Source organism: Erythrobacter sp. JB1-4, from assembly GCF_057365025.1.
The window spans coordinates 3,327,738-3,347,036 of record NZ_CP200292.1 but is presented as its reverse complement, the minus strand read 5'-3'; the positions used below and the strand labels follow the sequence as shown (position 1 = coordinate 3,347,036).

The 19,299-nt window shown below is 56.9% G+C and carries 15 protein-coding genes and 1 pseudogene; 4 read left to right on the top strand and 12 right to left on the bottom strand.

Annotated elements, in window-relative coordinates; genetic code table 11:
- Positions 1-171 precede the first annotated feature (171 nt).
- From AC0V61_RS15695 to AC0V61_RS15685, 3 genes are read left to right on the top strand one after another with little or no spacing between them, the layout of a single operon-like run.
- A complete protein-coding gene (locus AC0V61_RS15695) occupies positions 172-1,155 on the top strand; it encodes a hypothetical protein (RefSeq protein WP_486159057.1) in 984 nt (327 codons plus the stop codon).
- Positions 1,156-1,196: 41 nt separating this feature from the next.
- Positions 1,197-2,141: a hypothetical protein gene (locus AC0V61_RS15690; protein ID WP_486159055.1), complete on the top strand. Its 945-nt coding sequence runs from the start codon at positions 1,197-1,199 to the stop codon at positions 2,139-2,141.
- Between the two features lie 4 nt (positions 2,142-2,145).
- The gene (locus tag AC0V61_RS15685) at positions 2,146-3,579 is read left to right on the top strand and encodes a sensor histidine kinase (protein ID WP_486159053.1); all 1,434 of its coding nucleotides are present in this window, start codon (positions 2,146-2,148) and stop codon (positions 3,577-3,579) included.
- A 64-nt stretch (positions 3,580-3,643) separates the two neighbouring features.
- On the opposite strand, the gene AC0V61_RS15680 is transcribed toward AC0V61_RS15685, so the two are convergent.
- Entirely contained in the window at positions 3,644-4,930 is a 1,287-nt protein-coding gene (locus AC0V61_RS15680) for a citrate synthase (protein WP_486159610.1), read from the bottom strand.
- 132 nt (positions 4,931-5,062) lie between these two features.
- Positions 5,063-6,406: pseudogene (gene gltX / locus AC0V61_RS15675) on the bottom strand (glutamate--tRNA ligase); the annotation flags it as partial.
- Between gltX and AC0V61_RS15670 the strand changes: the two are divergent.
- Positions 6,339-8,738: a ComEC/Rec2 family competence protein gene (locus AC0V61_RS15670; protein ID WP_486159052.1), complete on the top strand. Its 2,400-nt coding sequence runs from the start codon at positions 6,339-6,341 to the stop codon at positions 8,736-8,738. The pseudogene gltX and the gene AC0V61_RS15670 overlap by 68 nt on opposite strands.
- 38 nt (positions 8,739-8,776) lie before the next feature.
- Here AC0V61_RS15670 and lexA read toward each other — a convergent pair whose 3' ends face one another.
- The 10 genes from lexA to AC0V61_RS15620 form a co-directional block, all read right to left on the bottom strand.
- Positions 8,777-9,469, bottom strand: coding sequence for a transcriptional repressor LexA (gene lexA / locus AC0V61_RS15665; RefSeq protein ID WP_486159050.1), 693 nt, complete (start codon positions 9,467-9,469; stop codon positions 8,777-8,779).
- Between the two features lie 231 nt (positions 9,470-9,700).
- Positions 9,701-10,882, bottom strand: coding sequence for a molybdopterin molybdotransferase MoeA (locus AC0V61_RS15660; protein WP_486159608.1), 1,182 nt, complete (start codon positions 10,880-10,882; stop codon positions 9,701-9,703).
- Between the two features lie 5 nt (positions 10,883-10,887).
- Positions 10,888-11,364, bottom strand: coding sequence for a cyclic pyranopterin monophosphate synthase MoaC (moaC, locus tag AC0V61_RS15655; protein WP_486159048.1), 477 nt, complete (start codon positions 11,362-11,364; stop codon positions 10,888-10,890).
- A gap of 172 nt (positions 11,365-11,536) precedes the next feature.
- A complete protein-coding gene (gene trpC / locus AC0V61_RS15650) occupies positions 11,537-12,325 on the bottom strand; it encodes an indole-3-glycerol phosphate synthase TrpC (RefSeq protein WP_486159046.1) in 789 nt (262 codons plus the stop codon).
- A gap of 12 nt (positions 12,326-12,337) precedes the next feature.
- A complete protein-coding gene (trpD, locus tag AC0V61_RS15645) occupies positions 12,338-13,330 on the bottom strand; it encodes an anthranilate phosphoribosyltransferase (RefSeq protein ID WP_486159044.1) in 993 nt (330 codons plus the stop codon).
- On the bottom strand, positions 13,330-13,935 hold the full coding sequence (locus AC0V61_RS15640; RefSeq protein ID WP_486159042.1) for an anthranilate synthase component II: 606 nt from the start codon (positions 13,933-13,935) through the stop codon (positions 13,330-13,332). The genes trpD and AC0V61_RS15640 overlap by 1 nt, the downstream gene beginning before the upstream one ends.
- A complete protein-coding gene (gene pip / locus AC0V61_RS15635) occupies positions 13,932-14,894 on the bottom strand; it encodes a prolyl aminopeptidase (RefSeq protein WP_486159606.1) in 963 nt (320 codons plus the stop codon). The genes AC0V61_RS15640 and pip overlap by 4 nt, the downstream gene beginning before the upstream one ends.
- Positions 14,895-14,905: 11 nt before the next feature.
- Positions 14,906-15,736, bottom strand: a complete 831-nt coding sequence (locus tag AC0V61_RS15630; RefSeq protein ID WP_486159040.1) for a phosphodiester glycosidase family protein — start codon at positions 15,734-15,736, stop codon at positions 14,906-14,908.
- Positions 15,733-17,232: an anthranilate synthase component I gene (gene trpE / locus AC0V61_RS15625; RefSeq protein ID WP_486159604.1), complete on the bottom strand. Its 1,500-nt coding sequence runs from the start codon at positions 17,230-17,232 to the stop codon at positions 15,733-15,735. The genes AC0V61_RS15630 and trpE overlap by 4 nt, the downstream gene beginning before the upstream one ends.
- Before the next feature lie 63 nt (positions 17,233-17,295).
- A complete protein-coding gene (locus AC0V61_RS15620; protein ID WP_486159038.1) occupies positions 17,296-19,233 on the bottom strand; it encodes a peptidylprolyl isomerase in 1,938 nt (645 codons plus the stop codon).
- Positions 19,234-19,299 lie beyond the last annotated feature (66 nt).

Genomic DNA, 19,299 nt, shown 5'->3' with positions numbered 1-19,299 from the left:
GCCGAGCAGGAGCTTGCGGGACGCAGTGTGCTCGCTTGGCAAGTTGATTTTGCACGAAAAGCCGGATGCGAACGGTTTATTTGTCTGTCCGACGCACCGGCTTCCCACATCCTTGAACAACAACACAGATTGGAAAGTGCCGGTTTATCCTTTCACACGGCGCGCAGCCCGTTGCAGATTGTTGGCCTTGTTAAGCCAGACGACCATGTGATGATGCTTTTGGACGGTGTAATTCCTCCACAAGACAGCCAAGCCCTTGGTTTTGACGCGCAGGTCTCTGGAGAAACCTGCATCAGGACAATCCCGGCCGACCATCCGTTTAGCATGGATCATCCTGAAGACTTTGAACGGATTGACCGGGACAGGAATTGGGCAGGCATTGGTCTTATTTCGGGCGACTGTGTGGCCCAGCTGGAGGATATGCCAAGCGATGGCGATACGATGTCGCTGCTTTTGCGCATAGGGTTACAAGCGCAAACCCCTTGCGAGCCATTTTCTACTGCCCTTATTGATCAAGGACGCTGGCTTCTTGCAAGCGATACGCAAGGCGTTGAGAAGCTATCGCAATCAGTGTTGGATGCAAGCCTGCCTCAAGCGGTCTGGAGCGGCCCTTCAGCACTTCTTGCCAAAGCGATCGTGCGTGCCTCGTCGGCTTATTGGCTCAAATCGGGGGCAGGGGTGTCGGCATTCGCGGCGCTGGGTTTGTTCTGCTTGGCTATCGGATTTTCTGTATCAGCCTATTCCAATGCAGGGATCGCTATCGCCGCTGTGGGCGCTTTTGTCGCAAAACTTGGCAGCCTTGGTGCTCACATGCGCATCGCCGTCTCAGGGGCGGACCAATCGCCAAGACGCTATCGCCTATTGGAACCCGCTGTTGTTTGCCTAGCTGCAATTGTCCTCATTTTCGCGCAGACAGCGCCCGCTGATTGGCTTGTCGGTCTTTCAGCTCCAATTTTTGCGCTGGGTCTCTCCCACGTGGCTGCAAAGCTTAAGGTTCCAGTGTTGAGCGCATTTTGGCGCGATTTACCCACACATCTCTTTGTTTTCCTTGGTGCTTCGCTCTTTAACCATCTTACCGAGGCGTTGATTGCGTTTGCCCTGGGAGCGCTTTTGCAATTGCTGCTGCACGCTGGCATGATGTCAGATAAAGCTTGAGGCTAACGAGGGCTTAACCATGCCCCTGTAAGGGGTACGCAATGGGCAAGATGGCTATAGACCGTTCTCAGTCCACTCTTGTGGACGAATTCCTTCGGGATGAAATGGCGCGCAGCAATCGCGCGTTGCGTTCGCTTGCGCCTGTGGTCACGCATCTGCTTGAAACAGAAGGCCCAAGCCTTGTGAGTGATGCAATTGTTGCGCGCATGCGAGGTATGTTGAGCCATTTGGCAGAACAACTGCTCGAACATTTCTTCGATGGCCGCCGTGATAGCCCCCAAGCGATGGCGGCGCACCTCGATATCACCGAACGCCTGTCGGCTGATACGCGACTGATTGACCATTTGTATTGCGTTGCTCTTGAAGGTTTACTGGCACAAGGCCTCAATGAACGCTCGCGCATCGATCCAGTTCTCAATCCGCTCCTGCAGGAATTGATCGCATCAAACCAAGCTGAAGTCGCGGACCTTGCCATGAGCGTGCTTGCAGCCCAATCGCGCTTTGCCCAATATCAAGGCCGCATGGAAATTCCCCTCGCAGAATTGCCTCATGACCTGCTTGGTGATGTGTTGGCGCATGTAGAAAACGCTGAAACTGGTTTGTCCCAGCTTGCGGTGCACAACGTGAGCGACATTATAACGCAAGGCATAGATGAAGGTGAAAGCAGGCTTGCGCTTCTTACGCGCCTTGCAACATCGCTTCACGGCGGCGCTATCGCAGCGCTCGATCTCAATCATGCAGGGCTTGCTCTATTCGCAAGCTGCGCCGCCTCGCTTACCCGGCAGGATAGAGAGCGCGTCATTTTCGCATGCCACGAAGGGCAAAGCGTCAGGCTTGCTCTCATCCTGAAAGCGGCAGGCGCGGACAATGCGGCAATAGATCGGCAGATCGCATTGCTTGGGGGCCAAAAGTCAATGCCCAGCGGATTTAGTGCAATGGCAAGGGACCACGCCATTGATACTCTGCGCGAAATGAGCGCGATTTAGGCACATGAACCGTCAGCAGTCGATCGTTGCCGCAAGGGGCCTTACAGATGACCAAGATCGCTTGGTTCAAGCCGATGAGCTGCTTGCTGAATTGCAAGAGGCATGCGGGGGGCATTTGCCGGGTGTTTTGGCGGTTCCTGAATTGCTGGAACTCGTGCGCCAAAGCCGGGAGCTTCGTCTGCGCATAGCACGCGAATTTAGTGCTTTTGATGGGCGCGATGTAATTGCCGGCTTCGTTCGCATTGGACCAATTGAGCATGGCGATGACAGTTCACAGCCCGGCAAGGGATGTGAGATTGTCATCGAAAATTGGCAAAACTTCGCAGCTGACCATGCAAATCCGCATCACAGCGCCGAAAGCTTGGATGAGGCAGACCGCGCCGGGGCTGAAATCCAAGGATATCTTGATGCAAGGCAAAACCTTCAATTCCTGACCTTGGTAAGCAAGGATGCTGCTCCCCTAGCCAAAGCGGTATCTGACAAACCCGGCAAATTGTGGAGCGATTATATTGGGTTGCAGGGGATAGCTCACGAACAGCCTCTGCATTGGCGGCTTCTCGATGGGGCCAAGTCCAGTGTCCCTGGATCGAAGCGCAATTGGCGAGTGAGACTTCTGCCCAACGGTCCATCGTCATCGGCGCCCCAAGGGTTCCAATTGCTTCTCATAGCAGACGAACCCCTCGGCAATCTCTCTGCTGTCGAACCGCTTTCAGATGAAGGGGAGCCGGGGCATTCCCGATTAATAGGAAGCGCGCTTACCCCGGTGCTGCGTCAACCTATTGCACGCATAATCGCCAATGCTGAGACGATGCACGCCCGTCTTGCCGGGCCGCTGCGCGCTGAATACAGCGAATATGCGGCCAACATAGCCTCCGCCGGGCAACATTTATCGGGCATGCTGGATGACCTTGCAGACCTAGAAGTGGTGGAAGCGCCCGGCTTTAAGACAGCAAAAGAGCGTGTTGATCTCTTTGATGTCGCGAAACGTTCCGCGGGTATCCTTGGTGTCAGGGCCCAGGCGCGCGGTATTGCTGTGAACGTCGAGGGTGCGGTGCAAACATGCTATGCCCAAGCTGAGTTTCGCCGCGTTCTCCAGATCCTTATCAATCTTATCGGCAACGCTATTGCGTATTCTCCGGAAGGAAGTGAGGTCACCGTATCTGTTGCATCTCAATCCGAAACAAGTGTCGCTGTCACAGTAAGCGATCAGGGACCCGGCGTCACTCAAGCCCAAGCGGCAAAGATTTTCGATAAGTTTGAGCGTCTTGGACGCGATAGTGACGGCGGCAATGATACCGGCTCAGGATTGGGCCTCTTCATCTCACGAAAGCTCGCCCGCGCGATGCAAGGCGATCTTGAAGTGCTTGCACCTCAAAGCAATGATGAGTTGGTCGGTGCCCAATTCAACCTCATCCTTCCTGCCTTTTCAGAAGTTTAAAGCAGGTGCAAAAAAGGCGCGGCCTGCAAATGCAAACCACGCCCTTTCAAACTCTTTAAGCTTCTTAGCGCTGACCAACAGGGACATAGTCCCGCTGTGTCGGGCCGGTGTAAAGCTGACGCGGACGGCCAATAACCTGAGCTGGATCAGAGATCATTTCATTCCACTGCGCCACCCAGCCGACCGTACGTGCAAGCGCAAAGAGTGCGGTAAACATGGTTGTTGGAAAGCCGATGGAACTCAGAATAATGCCTGAATAGAAATCGACATTCGGGAAAAGCTTCTTCTCTTTGAAATAGTCGTCGTTGAGCGCGATTTCTTCGAGTTTCAGTGCGGTTTCGAATACGGGGTCAGTGGTCTTGAGCGCTTCGAATACCTCGCGCAGGGTCTGCTGCATCACGGCAGCACGCGGGTCATAGTTTTTGTAGACACGGTGCCCAAAGCCCATCAGACGGAACGGATCGTTTTTGTCTTTGGCCCGCTCAATGTAGTGCGGGATGCGGTCAGGCGTGCCAATTTCTTGAAGCATATTAAGCGCAGCTTCGTTCGCGCCGCCGTGTGCAGGGCCCCATAGGCAGGCAATACCCGCTGCGATACACGCAAATGGGTTAGCGCCCGAAGACCCAGCCAGACGCACTGTTGAGGTCGATGCGTTCTGCTCGTGGTCTGCGTGGAGGATGAAAATCCGGTCCATCGCCTTTTCAATCGCAGGGTGAACTTCATACTCTTCTGCCGGCACACCGAAGGTCATGCGCAGGAAGTTGCCTGTGTAAGACAATGAATTGTCTGGATAAAGGAAGGGCTGACCGACCGCATATTTATACGCCATTGCGGCAATTGTCGGCATCTTTGCGATCAGGCGGTGCGAAGAAATCTTGCGGTGCTCTGGATCGGAGATGTCCGTGCTGTCGTGGTAGAATGCAGAGAGCGCGCCCACAACGCCGCACATGATTGCCATAGGGTGCGCGTCGCGGCGGAAGCCAGTGTAGAACGTCGACAGCTGTTCGTGGAGCATAGTGTGGCGCGTGATCGTTTCCTCAAACGTGTTGAGTTCATCGCCGCTTGGCAGCTCGCCGTTGAGGAGCAGATAGCTCACTTCCATGAAGCTGGAATGCTCAGCCAATTGCCCGATCGGGTATCCACGGTGGAGAAGAACGCCTTCCTGACCGTCAATATAAGTCAGCGCACTTTCGCAGCTTGCCGTCGACTTATAGCCGGGATCAAATGTGAAAGCATCGGTTGCGCCATAGAGCTTGCGAATGTCGATTACATCGGGCCCAATGCTACCTTCGAGCACAGGAAATTCGTTCGATCCACCGCCAAGTTCGAGCTTCGCTTGCTTGTCAGCCACCATGTGTCTCCTAATTTGTCTTTCCCTAATCCCAACCCCCTCGGTTACGCAGCTTCTGCGTCGAGGCGAGCTAAGGATCTCGTCCCGTCCAAGCAGGACCAGTACGTCAAAAATTCCAGGCGAGGTTGTCGTCCCAGTCAGGGCAGCACGCATTGGCTGCGCCAGCTTGCCAAATCCTAGATCCAATTCCTCGGCAAGCGCCTTCGTAGTGGCTTCGAGAGCCTCCATTGTCCAGTCATTTTCGGCTGATAATGCAGCAGAAATAGACCTAAGCCGTGCGCGTGCGTCATCGTCCAAGAATTTTGCAGCCTTTTCAGTCATCTCAAGTGGACGCTTGGCAAAGAGAAAACCAGCACCATCAGCCAGTTCATCGAGGGTCTTAGCACGAGGCTTCAGGACTGGCATCGCCTTGGTTAGCAATTCGATATCGGCGCCTTCCCCGATGCGCTTTGCAACAAGTGGTGCAAGCTTTTCATCGGCTTCCTCACGGATGTAATGCCCGTTGAGATTCTCCAGCTTCTTCAGGTCAAACCGTGAGGGGCTTTTGCCGACGCCAGCAAGGTCGAACAGTTCGATTGCTTCTTCGGATGTGATCTCTTCACGGTCACCATGGGCCCAACCAAGGCGGAGGAGATAATTGAACAACGCTTGAGGAAGGATGCCATACTCATCGCGATATGTCTCTGCGCCAAGTGCACCGTGGCGCTTTGAAAGCTTACCACCATCTGACCCGTGGATTAGTGGAACGTGGGCATAGATTGGATCAGGCCAACCTCCTTCAATCGCATTCATGGCGCGGTAAATAGGCAATTGGCGAAAGGCGTTGTTCAAGTGATCATCGCCCCGGATCACATGGGTCACGCCCATGTCATGGTCATCGACCACCACCGCAAGCATATAAGTCGGCGTCCCATCAGCGCGAAGAATGATGTAGTCATCAAGCTCCTCGTTCTTCACCGACACGTCGCCTTGGACCTTGTCTGCAATCGTTGTTTCACCTTCAACCGGGGTTTTGAGCCTTATGGTGTATGATGCGCCATCGGGGGCTTCAGATGGGTCACGATCGCGCCAACGTCCATCATAGCGCAGAGGTTTCTTATTAGCTCGCTGTTCAGCGCGCATTTTCTCAAGCTCTTCGGGCGAAGCAAAGCATTTATAAGCATGGCCTGCTTCGAGCAGCTGATGGGCGACAGCGGCGTGACGCTCTGCTTGCTTCGACTGGAAAACCGGCTCCTCGTCATAGTCAAGACCAAGCCAATCCAGACCATCAAGAATGGCATCGATGGCTGCTTGAGTGGACCGCTTTTTGTCGGTGTCCTCAATCCGCAAAAGCGCTTTACCGCCATGGTGACGAGCAAAAAGCCAATTAAACAACGCAGTACGCGCGCCGCCAATATGCAGGAAACCAGTGGGTGACGGTGCAAACCTTGTGACTACCGTTGAACTGTCCAAAGAATTTGACGATTGGGTCGCCATCGATCTAATATCCTCATCCGTTTGGTGCAAAGAAGCGGTGCCTACCCGAGGGGGAAGCGAGCCGATGGCCGATGCGCCGATCATTCCTATGGGAGATGCTCCCGCTGGCGGTGAAACCGAAGCGGGCAGTACCCCTTTCGCGCCTCAAAAGGCTTCGCACGGCCTCTGGCAAAGAGGCGCCGGATTGTCCAGTATTTGGCAGTCTATTGGCGATGGTGCTGAGGAATTTCTCGCAAATGCCGGGTTTGACCGAGCCCCATGGCTCGCCGTCGTGTTTGCCAGCGGAATTCTCACTTGGTTCGCCCTTAAATCGCCTTGGCAATGGGCCAGCGCAATAGGCCTTTGCGTGCTGTTGGCTTTGGCTGCGCTCGCAGCATGGCGAGGGGTCGAGGAACGCGGCCATCTACGCAGTGCAATCATTGCTTGCGCTTTGGTTTTTGCAGCCGGCATGAGCGTCATCTGGCTGCGCTCCGAATTTGTAGGTGCCCAAGCTATCGAGCGGCCAAGCGTTGAGCGGGTACAGGGGTATGTATTGGCACGCGAAGACCAGCCCTCACAGAACCGCATCCGTTTGGTTTTAGCTGTGAGAGACGCCGAGACCGCTCAAAGCCGCAAGATCCGAGTAAACATCCCGCTTGAGACATTAGCCGAGACAGACAAGCGGTTTGGTACAGGTGGCGGCACAAGCACGCTTGTCGAGGGAGCCGTCGTGCGTATGCGGGTGCGCCTGATGCCGCCTGCTAGCCCTATGTTGCCGGGCGCGTATGACTTTGCGCGCGCTGCGTGGTTCAAAGGGCTTGCGGCATCGGGGAGTGTGGTTGGGCCTGTGGACGTCATTCGACAGGGCGAAAGCGGCGGCTTTATTGCTCAGATGCAGCGAGCCTTGTCGGCCCATGTAAGGGGCAAAGTGGACGGGTCCGCCGGGACCATTGCTGCGGCTTTTGCAAGCGGAGACAGGGGGGCGATTGGAGAAATTGACAGAGCTGCCATGCGCGATGCAGGTCTTACCCACTTGCTTGCGATTAGCGGATTGCACGTCACCGCCGTGATCGGGGCGGCCTATCTTGTGGCGGTCAAATTGCTCGCTTTGTTTCCCTCCCTTGCCCTGCGTGTGAGATTGCCGGTGATTGCAGCCGGTGTGGGGGCAATTGCTGGCATTGGCTACACACTTCTGACCGGGGCGCAGGTCCCTACGGTGCGCGCGTGTGCTGCTGCCATGCTTGTGCTGGTTGCTCTTGCAAGCGGGCGCGATGCCTTGAGTTTGCGGATGGTGGCGGTTGCCGCCGTTTTCGTACTGCTTCTTTGGCCCGAGAGTGTCGTCGGGCCCAGCTTCCAAATGAGCTTTTCCGCCGTTCTTGCCATCGTCGCCTTGCATTCGAGCGCGCCTGTGAGAGCCTTCCTTGCGCCGCGTGAGGAGAGCAGCTTTGCGCGCTTTGGTAGGGGCACGGCGATGCTGTTCCTAACAGGCTTGGTAATTGAAATCGCTCTCATGCCCATTGTCCTATTCCATTTTCACCGCGCTGGGCTTTACGGAGCCTTTGCAAATGTCATCGCGATCCCGCTTGTCACCTTTGTCTCGATGCCACTCATCGCGCTGGGTTTGATCTTTGATATCGTAGGGCTTGGCGCGCCATTTTGGTGGCTAACAGAAAAGTCGCTCAATCTGCTTCTTGGTATTGCCCACTTCACATCTGCGCAGCCCGGAGCGGTTAAGCTCATGCCGCAGATGAGCGGTGCCACTATCGCTTTGTTTACCGCGGGCGGGCTTTGGCTTGCCTTATGGTCTGGTCGAGCGCGGCTCTGGGGTTTTATGCCCGCTGCGATTGCGACGGCGTTGCTTGTTATGACGCCTATACCTGATGTCCTTATCGGTAGGGAGGGGCGCCATGTGGGCATCACCATGCTCGGCCAAGATGGGGAGCGCAGGCTTTTGTCCCTGCGCGACAGCCGCTCTTCATATTCTCGCGACAATCTCCTTGAACTTTCAAGTGTTACTTCCGAACCCATTCCTCTTGCGCAGTGGGACGGCGCGCGATGCTCTCCTGAATTTTGCACCATTGTCCTCCAGCGTGGGGGCAGGGACTGGTCCCTTCTTATGGCCCGCAACCGCGAGCTCATCGAAGAGCGTTCGCTTGCGGCAGCTTGTGAGCAGTCGGACATAGTTGTGGCTGATCGGTTTCTGCCACGCTCGTGCCAGCCCAAATGGCTCAAAGCCGATCGCCGCCTGCTTGAGCAGACCGGTGGCCTTTCCATCAACCTTGCCGATCAAACCATCACCAGCGTCAGCAAGACACAAGGTGAGCATGGCTGGTGGAAAGCCGGGCGCGAGTGATTAAACTCCCGCCCAGCATATCACCGCACTGATCGCGGTCAGTGGTAACGCCGCAATAGCCCGGCAAGCTTACCTTGGACTTCGACCTCTTCTGGACCATAGACTTGAGGGTCATACGTCGCATTGGCCGGATCAAGGCGAACTAAGCCGCCATCCTTATGGAGATATTTGAGAGTTGCCTCTTCGCCTTTCACAAGCGCCACCACAATTTCGCCATCGCGCGCGGTGTTCGTGCGCCGGACCAGTGCAAAGTCACCATCAAAGATGCCGGCCTCGATCATCGAATCGCCCGATACCTCCAGCGCGTAATGCTCCCCCGGTCCGAGCAATGCTGCGGGGACAGGAAGCGAGCTTTGTCCTTCTAGCGCCTCAATCGGTGCGCCTGCTGCGATCCGCCCATGCAGTGGGATTTCGATCACATCGTTTGCAGGTTCGGGCGCTCTTGGCGCAGAAGCATTCGCCGCAACGGTATCATTCGCCGCCGAAGCAAGAGCAGGACGCGCATTAGGTGTTGCATCCTCAGGGTTCTTGATAACTTCAAGCGCGCGGGCCCTGTTGGGAAGACGCCGAATAAAGCCGCGTTCCTCAAGCGCAGAGATCAGGCGGTGCACGCCTGACTTACTCTTAAGATCAAGCGCTTCTTTCATTTCTTCAAAACTGGGTGACACGCCTGTTTCTTCCAGGCGTTGCTGAATGAAACGGATCAATTCATGTTGCTTTGCCGTAAGCATGGGCAAACTCCATCAGCCGCACTCTTCGCGAAAGGACGCAACGTTGCGCATCCCAAACGCAGTGCCAAGATCGCGCGCTCCCAAGAAGCACCCTATGCGCAAAAGCAGAACAGGTGCGATACAGAACGCTAACCGTTCGACCCTTATGGTGAACGAATGCGGAACGAATAGGCAACTTCTGTTCGCAAGTCAACACGCCGATTTCCACAAGGCTGGCAGAAAACCGCCATTTCAAAGGCAATAGACTTCCACCTTGTCACCCGTTTGGGCAGCCGGCGAATGGGGTGGGCGGCTGATGAGGCAATTGGCCACGGCGAGCGCCCCTAAAGCGCTTGAGTCTTGTGAAGATGCAAGCTGTGCGATTCCCTCTGATAGGATGCCGCGTAAGAACTCATGACGTGGCCCGGTGGCAGGGATGGCCTCGCCTGCGGTCATCTGTACAGTTTCAAAGAGCGGGTTAGGCGCACCAAGGCACTTGCGCACCAATGGCAACGCAAAGAGAAAAGCAGTCACAAAGCTTGAGACCGGGTTGCCGGGAAGACCAAGGATGACTTGACGCCCCGCTTGGGTCTGGCGCGTCGCCACCATCAACGGCTTGCCCGGCTTGATCGCAACCTTCCAAAAATCGATCTCAGCGCCCCATTCACGCAGAGCGTCCTGCACAAGGTCATGGTCGCCAACAGATGCCCCGCCTGAGGTTATGAGGATATCATGCTTTTCGGCCTGACTCAGCGCTTCTGCCAACCGGGCGCGGTCATCGGGGACGGGACCGAGACGGTCTGTGGCGCCTACATAAGGGTGCAGCATCGCGGCCAACATCGACCCATTGCTAGCCGGGATCTGGTGGAGTGCGCAGGGCTGTCCAGCCTCGACCAACTCGTCCCCGCTATCAAGGATCGCGACCGAGGGCGGGGACACCACATCAAGCGTGCTGACCCCAGCGGAGATCGCTAAGGCAAGGGCCGCGGGCGTTGCCGCGCTGCCTTTGGGAAGCACAAGCTGACCGTCCTCAAAGTCGAAGCCTTTGCGCCGTACATGTTGGCCGGTCTGAGGTAGGTGGATGGGCTTGACCACCTCACCTTCTACCTCTGCATTCTCTTGGATGAGCACGGCCTTAGCGCCTTCGGGCATATGGGCGCCCGTTGATATGCGCGTACATTGTCCAGGCAATAGCGCCCCTGCAAACGGCGTCCCGGCTTTGCTTTCGCCTACCTTTTGCCATGGTCCAGCGCCGCTGATGGCATAACCGTCCATCGCTGACAGGTCGCATGGTGGCTGAGTGCGGGCGGCGTAGTGATCGCTGGCAAGCCATTGGTTCGAACAGAGGGTAACGTCGTTGATCGCAACGCGCGATGACCGCGATTGAGGTGTGAGTGCGAGGAGCCTTTCCTGTGCCTCTTGCAGCGAGAGCATTGCGCTCACAGCGCGTCCGCCTTCCATGTGCCCGACTTGCCGCCGCGCTTCTCGATCAAGCGTACCTCGCCAATCACCATGCCTTTGTCGATCGCCTTGGCCATGTCGTAGATGGTGAGGAGGGCAGTGGAGACCGCAACCATAGCCTCCATCTCAACCCCGGTTTTGCCGGTGAGAGAGGCGCTTGCTGTTGCGCGGATGGCGCATTCGTCAAAGGTGAAGTCGACCGTCACCGCCTCAAGACCGAGCGGGTGGCACAATGGGATAAGATCGCCTGTGCGCTTGGCCGCCATGATGCCAGCGATGCGTGCTGTGCCCAGGACATCGCCTTTTGGCGCGTCGCCTTCGTGGATCGCCTTGAGTGCCTCTTCGGACATGCTGATCAAGCCGCTGGCGATGGCGACGCGGTGCGTTTGTGCCTTTGCGCCAACATCCACCATATGCGCGGCGCCATCTTTTCCAAGGTGAGTGAGTCGGCTCATGCAACGGCTCCAATGTTGGAAGTTTGGCACACTTGGCACACTGTCCTGGGGCTGAAATCCAATCGATCAATGGAAGTCGCATTAATCGACCCAGTCGATTGAAGGGCAAGGATAGGAATGGTCATCGCACCGTCATGCCAGACTTGGTCGCAGTAGGACAATCCAATCAGAGCTAACCGTGGAGGAGCGTGCGTGTGGCCCCGGCAATATCATCTGCCCGCATCAGGCTTTCCCCCACAAGGAATGTGCGCACACCGGCCCGAGAAAGCCGCTCGCAATCGGTGTGGGCTGCGATGCCACTTTCACCAACAAGCAGAGCGCCTTCGGGGGCAAGCGGAGCCAAGCGTTCGGTTGTGGAGAGCGAGGTTGTAAAGGTTTTAAGGTCGCGGTTGTTGACGCCAATCAGGCGGCTTTTGAGATGGGTGAGGGCGCGTTCCATCTCCGCCTCATCGTGAACCTCAACTAGCACATCCATCGAGTATTCAAGCGCCGCCACCTCGATCTCGGCCATTTGCGCATTGTCCAGTGCGGCAACGATAATGAGGATGGCGTCTGCCCCGATGGCACGCGCTTCAAGGCACTGCCAGGGATCGACCATGAAATCTTTGCGCAAAACCGGGATGGTGCACGCGCCGCGCGCCTCGACCAGATAGTCCTCGTGTCCTTGGAAATAAGGCGCATCGGTAAGGACGCTAAGGCAGGCAGCGCCGCCTTTCTCATATTCTCGTGCGTGATCTGCGGGGCGAAAGTCAGGGCGAATAAGGCCTTTGGAAGGGCTTGCCTTTTTAACCTCGGCGATAAGAGCAAATCCGGTTTCAACCTTTGTGCGCAATGCGGCTTCGAAACCGCGGGGCACTGTTTGCTCTTGGGCAGCCGATTCGAGCGCGGCAATGGTGGTCGCGGATTTGCGCTCGGCCACTTCTTCGCGCTTTTTGGTGCAGATTTCTTCGAGTTTGTTCATGTGAGCGCCGAGCTATACCGTGAGTTCAATCCATTTGGCGAGGAGCGTTTTGGCGGCCCCGCTGTCGAGAGCCTCTGCCGCCCTGGCCGCGCCCTCGTTCCAGTCAGCCGCAACACCTGCGACCACGAGAGTGCCTGCCGCATTGAGCAGCACGGCATCACGGTAAGCGCTTTTCTCGCCATCTAGCAGACGCGTAAGGGCAGCCGCGTTATAGGTCGCATCATCGCCTCGAATGGCCTCAAGCGGTGCGTTCGCTAGGCCGATATCACTGGCTTCAATTCGGCGCATAGTGACGCCGCCGCTGCGAACGTCGGCTAAGGTGTTTCCGCCAGCAAGCGAGAGTTCGTCCAGCCCCTCGTCCCCCGAAACAATAAAGGTGTGATCGGGATCAAGGCTTGCCTTAGCCTCGGCATACATCGGCACAAGTTCAGGGCTCGCCAGACCAATCAACTGCCGCCTTACGCCAGCGGGATTGGTAAGGGGGCCAAGCAGATTGAAAATGGTGCGCTTGCCGATTTTCTCACGGATGGGCGCAATGGGCCCAAGGGCAGGGTGGTGCACACGGGCAAAGAGGAAGCAAATGCCAACCTCGTCCAACGTCTTCTGCGCGCATCTGACAGCGGCATCGAGATCAAGCCCCAAGGCCTCCAAAGTGTCTGCTGCACCTGATTTGGACGAGGCGGCTCTATTGCCATGTTTTGCAACGGGCACACCGCAAGCGGCCACCACAAGGCTGACGGCGGTGGAAACGTTGAGGGTATGCTGCCCATCGCCGCCGGTGCCGCAGCAATCAACCGCGTTGTCGGGCGCCTCGATACCGTTCACCCGCTCGCGCATGGCGCTGGCTGCGGCGGCGATTTCCACGGCGGTCTCCCCGCGTGCGGAAAGGGCGATGAGGAAGGCTTCGATTTCTTCCGCACTGACTTTCAGATCGAGGATATTGGCAAACACTTCATCTGCTTCGGCGCGGGTGAGGGAGGGGGCGTCGAGGGGTAGGCTGGTCATTAAGCCATCTCCTCTGGCTCAAGCCCGCAGATTATCATGAAATTGGCAAGCAAAGCATGGCCATGTTCTGTCGCAATGCTCTCTGGGTGGAATTGTACCGAGTGAATGGGAAGCTCAGCATGGCGGACACCCATAACACTAGGGTGATCTTCGCCTGGCGTATCAGCATGTGCATTGGCGATAAGGCTGTCGGGCACATCGACCACCTCAAGGCTGTGATAACGCGTGGCGGTGAAGGGGGTTGGGACGCCTTCAAATAGCCCGCTGCCGTCATGAGTGACAGGGGAGGTCTTCCCATGCATCAATCCGCCGCGTGTGACGGTGCCGCCGAAGTGCTGACCGATGGATTGGTGACCAAGGCACACACCCATCAAGGGTTTCTGAGCATCCGCGCAAGCCGCCACCAAATCGAGGCTCACACCTGCTTCATTGGGGGTGCAGGGGCCGGGCGAAATGAGAAATCCGCTGGCTTTTGTGGCGAGCGCTTCATTGGCCGTCATGGCGTCATTGCGCTCAACCTGCACATCCGCGCCAAGTTCCATCAGATAATGGACAAGGTTGAAGGTGAAGCTGTCGTAATTGTCGATGACCAATATTTGGCTCATTGAGACCCTTCCGCAAACTTGTCAGTTGCCCGCACCAAACCATCCACAATCCCCGGTTCGCCTGCTGAATGGCCTGCATCGTGGATCATCCAAAGCTCTGCATTGGGCATGGCCTTTTTGACCGCCCATGCAGCACCGGGCGGGGTGCAGATGTCGTGGCGGCCTTGCACGATGATGGTTGGGATGTGGGCGACCGCTTGCATATCGCGAAGGAGTTGGTCTTCTTCGAGGAAGAAGTCTTCGAGGAAAAACCGCGCGCAAATCCGGGCAAAAGGAACTGCCTTTGCCGGCTCTTCGAAATCGGCGAGCAGGTCGTCGTTGGGAAGAAGCGTTGCAACCGTGCCCTCCCACAAGGACCACTGGGTCGCAGCCGCAAGGCGGGTGGGCTCATCGTCACTGGTGAGGCGCTCGTAATATGCTTTCACGAGATCGCCGCGTTCGCTTTGCGGAATGTGGCCGGAAAACGCGTCCCATTGCTCAGCCATAATCTCACTTGCGCCGTAACGGTAGAGCCACTGCTTTTCCGCCTGCCGGGCGAGGAAAACCCCGCGAAGGACGAGTTCAGTGGTGCGCTCAGGATGTTTTTGCGCATAGGCGAGCGCAAGGGTTGAACCCCATGAGCCGCCGAACACTTGCCATGCATCGTGGCCGCACATTTTGCGCAAGGCCTCAATATCGGCGACAATGCGCCATGTGTCGTTGTTCTCGATCTCGGCAAAGGGCGTCGAGAGCCCGCAGCCGCGCTGATCGAACAGGAGCACGTCGTATTTGGCCGGATCCCATTGCCGGCGGTGGGAAGGGCTCATGCCGCCGCCAGGGCCGCCGTGGAGGAAGACCGCTGGCTTTGCTCCCGGTGTGCCCACGCGCTCGTAATAGAGCGAGTGCCCTTCGCTCACATCGAGCATGCCCGTTTCGTAAGGCTCAATCTCCGGGTAAAGCGTGCGTTCGTAGCTGAGCATATTGCTGTTCATCACTTCGCCTTCACCACCAACAATGGGCCTACCCGGCGGCTGTCCATGCGGCCATTTGCCGGATCCCAGAGCGATGACACGTTGCCATCAAGGAAAAGCGCATTGGGTGTCTTGAGTTCATCGCGGAAATAGCGGGCAAGCTGGCCAAAGCTCAAAGCCTCGTTCGAGATCACGAAATGTGCCTTGCCCGAACTGTCCACGCCGACACCGTTGCGGATCGCTTTGGAGGGGCCGTTTTCCTGAATTTCCGGGTGCAGCTTGCCACCGATCACCAACATGGGGCCAGACTGTGTCCCGAATTCAGGCCGCGTGCCGATGGTGCGCAGGAAGGTGTCGCTGTCCAGGACGCGCCACTTACCGCCCGTACCAAAGAACACACCATTGGGCTTGAGATAGAAATTCCCGCTCCCGTCAGCGCGGTCAAGCTCTGCCAAACGGTCCTCATCGCGCACAAAATAGCCAAGCGGTTTTAACGCGTCATCATACATGCCGCCGTTCATCACAAAGGCGATTGCGCTTTCATCGCGTCCCGCAGCCCAACCTTCGATAGTGCCAAAATTCGGGCCACTCGATGGCGCAAGCCCGGTGGAGATGCGGTGCGCCGCCGGATCAGCGACGCAATGCGTTAGTGAGACGCCCTCAAACGTGACAGAATTGCACACGCTGTCAGTTCCGGTCTCATCTGCCGCAGCCACAGTTTCAACAGTCTGCTGAGCCTCACGCGGCACAGCATCACCAATCTCAGCGCGCACCACGGGCTCGCCTGCCGGTTGCTGATCGCATGCGGCAAGTGCGAAAAGTCCGCTTAAGAGAACAGCATAGCGCTTCATTGGCCAAATCCCGGTTCGCTTGCGACGCGCACGGCTTCGCGTGCGGCCGCTATCAATGCGCCCGCTTTCGCGCGGCATTCGGCAAGTTCATAGTCCGGTTCGCTATCGGCAACGATCCCGGCCCCCGCTTGCACATGCATTGTACCATCTTTGACCACAGCTGTGCGTAAAACGATGCAACTGTCGACAGAGCCATCGGGCGCGAAATACCCAACGCCGCCTGCATATGCCCCGCGTGTTTCAGGCTCTAACTCAGCGATAATTTCACATGCTCTGATCTTGGGAGCGCCCGATACGGTGCCAGCGGGAAAGCCTGCGAAGACGGCATCCAATGCGTCTTTGTCATCAGCAAGCTGGCCAATCACATTGCTGACAATGTGCATGACGTGGCTATAGCGTTCGATGGTGAAGCTGTCGGTGACTTCAACGCTGCCTTTCGAGGCCACGCGGCCCACATCATTGCGGCCCAGATCAAGCAGCATGAGGTGTTCAGCCAGTTCCTTTGGATCAGCCAGAAGCGACGTTTCATTAGCATCGTCCTCTTGCCGGTCAGTGCCGCGTGGGCGTGTACCCGCGATAGGGCGGATAGTGACTTCGCCATCTCTCACCCTGACAAGGATTTCGGGACTAGAGCCCACAATCGCAAAACCGGGCAGGTCGAGGAAATATAGAAACGGCGATGGGTTTACCCGGCGCAAACTGCGGTAAAGCGCCAGAGGAGGCAGCTCAAAAGGACAGGTGAAACGCTGCGCCAGCACGACCTGAAAGATGTCGCCTGCAAGGATATAGTCCTTCGCCCGCGCCACCATCGCCTTGTAGTCGTCGCCGGACATGACGGGCGCGAGTTCCGGCACAACGGCGTCGGCTGAAGCCCTAGGTTCTTCGGGCCGACGTTGAGCGAGTGCCCTTAAGGTTTCATCAATGCGGTCACCGGCCTGTTCGACCGCGTTTTTCGGATCGGAGGTCTCCCAAATGGGGGCGACACAAAACAGTTCATCGGACAATCCATCAAACACGAGGATGACAGTTGGCCGCACAAACAACATGTCGGGAAGCGCCAACTCGCCCTGAGGTGCGCGGGGCAAGGTTTCAACGAGCCCTATCGTTTCATAGCCAAAATACCCGACAAGGCACGCAAGAGCCGGGGGCAGACCTTCGGGCACATCAATCCGGCACTTTTGCGAGAGCGCGCGCAGCTCTTGCATCGCATTGCCTTCGCAAGCGCGAAACGCATAACGATCATGCTTCCACATGGCATTGATCGCCGCCTCGCCTTCGGTCGCGCGAAACACCAAGTCAGGATCAAGCCCAAGCAGGCTATAGCGCCCACGCACTTCGCCTCCTTCCACCGATTCCAGCAGAAAATCCCCGCGCCCCGGTTCAATCAACCGCCGCGCAGCTCCAACAGGCGTATCACAATCCGCCACGACCTTGCGCCACACGAGTGCCGGCGCGCCTTGCTCAAGAAGACGCACAGCATCGACAGCGTTTTCCAGCGTCGCACCTTGAAGCGGGGCTTGGCTCACGCGAGTACCTTGAGGGTTAGAGAGGCGAGCAGATCAGCTCTCGCCGACTAGATTTGCACGAAGCGCTTCAATGGCCTCTGGATTTCGCTCGACACCAACTTCTTCGCGAACCGCGCGAGAAAGCTGGTCGGCATATTCGTTGGCAAGCGCCTGTGAGAGTTGGCCTTGTGTTTGCAAAAGCAATGGGTTGTCATCGGCCATCTCTTCCACTGAAATTTCATCAAGATTGACGATGAACCAGCCAAGGTCGTTGTTGTTTTCAAGGACCTTGGCCGAGCCTTGAGCCATTGAGAACAGGAGAACGAGCGACGATGGCACCCGTTGGTTTTGTGACGACAAGAGCTCGCGGCGGCTAAGGTCGACTTCTCTGAGCGCGCGTGCCTCAACCCCTGCATCGCTCAATGCTTTGGCAATGGGTGTGCCGCCCTCAATGCTCTTGAGAACCTTGTCTGCGACCTTGCGCGCTTCTTTACTGCCCTCTGAAAGCCTCCAGGCCATTGTGACAGGCTCGCGCACTTCATCGAGTGGCGGCGCTGCGCTTTCGGTGATTTCGGAGACATCAAACACCGCAAATTGCGATCCCGGAATGATTTCTGCCAGCTGAGGATTGCCTTCTTCCATCTGGAAAGCGGTCTCAACCAGCGGGCGCACGGTTGCGTTGACCGACTGACCAGGCGCACCAAAGATTGCGCCGTCTGCGGTAAGGTTAGAGGCGGTCACCACCTCCAAACCATACTGTTCGGCCACATCGGTAAGGGAGGTGCCGGTATCAACCATTTCCTCGATCTTGGAACTGAGTTCAGCAAGCTCTGCTGCGAGCGCTTCTTGTTCGAGTTGAGCGGAGATTTCACCGCTGACCTGATCAAGCGTGCGGGCAGGGGTCCGTTCGATTTCATCGACGCGCGCCACATACCAACCAAGAGCGCCCCTGGCAGGGTTGATCATGGCGCCGCGATCAGTTTTGAACAGTTCTTCCGCGACTGCAAAGCTGGTGGAAGACCCGGTCGCCTCCTGATCGCGCAGCGCACCTTCAGAGACGTTAAAGCCCGCCTCACTGGCAGCAGCCTCCAATGAGGTACCGCCCCGAATACGCTGAGTGATCGCTTTTGCTGCGTCCTCGGTTGGAACAACGAAGGAGCTGAAAGAGCGGCGTTCTTGCGCTGCATAGTTTGCCGCATCGCGTTCAAACCGGGCTGCAATTTGCTTTGCGCTTGGCGTGAGGTCTTTGGTGATATCGCCAGCTCCAAAACCTGCAAAGCGTACGGTGCGGCGTTCGGGCAGGATGAAATTGGTCTGATTCTCGCCGTAGAACTCTGAAAGAACCTCATCGCTTGGGTCGCCTTCCGGGGCGTAGGCCATGCTGGAGACCTGTGCGATCGCGCCTTTGCGGCGTTCCAGAACCAGCGAAGCATACTGTTTTGCAGCCGTCATCGGAAGCGTTGGCGAGGTGAGGGCGGGCCTCAAAATCTGTTGAGCCAGAAGACCGTCAGCAATGTCTTTCTTAAGGATCGCATCGGTGATGCCCTGCTGGCGCAGCGCTGTTTCATATACGTCCTGATCAAAATCGCCGGTTAGATTGCGGAATGCGGCTATCTGTAAAATCTCGCTGTTTACCAGATTGTCGCCCGCACGAAGGCCGTTCTCTCGCGCAAACAGGCCCAAGGCATAGCGATCAATCAGGACATCAAGCTCAGCATCCATGCCGCCTTGTTCGACGAATTGCGGCATAGTGATCGTGGGATTTTGCTGTCTTGCGCGCCTCAGGGCATTGTTGATCGCGCCACTGGCTTCATTGGCCGAGATGGTGTTGCCGCCAACAGCTGCGACTTTATCATCTCCGCTAAGCCCACCAAAAGTTGCAGAGCCGGTGACATCAGCAGACGCAAAAGCAAGCGCCACGATGACAAGAAAGCCGATAAAGATGGGCAGGCCAATCTTCGACTGGAAGAAGTTACGAAAAAGCGAGATCATCTAAGTCAATTCCCGGTGCTTTTGCTTTTGCGTTTTGCATCGCAATTATTCTGTTCTTTACGCCGC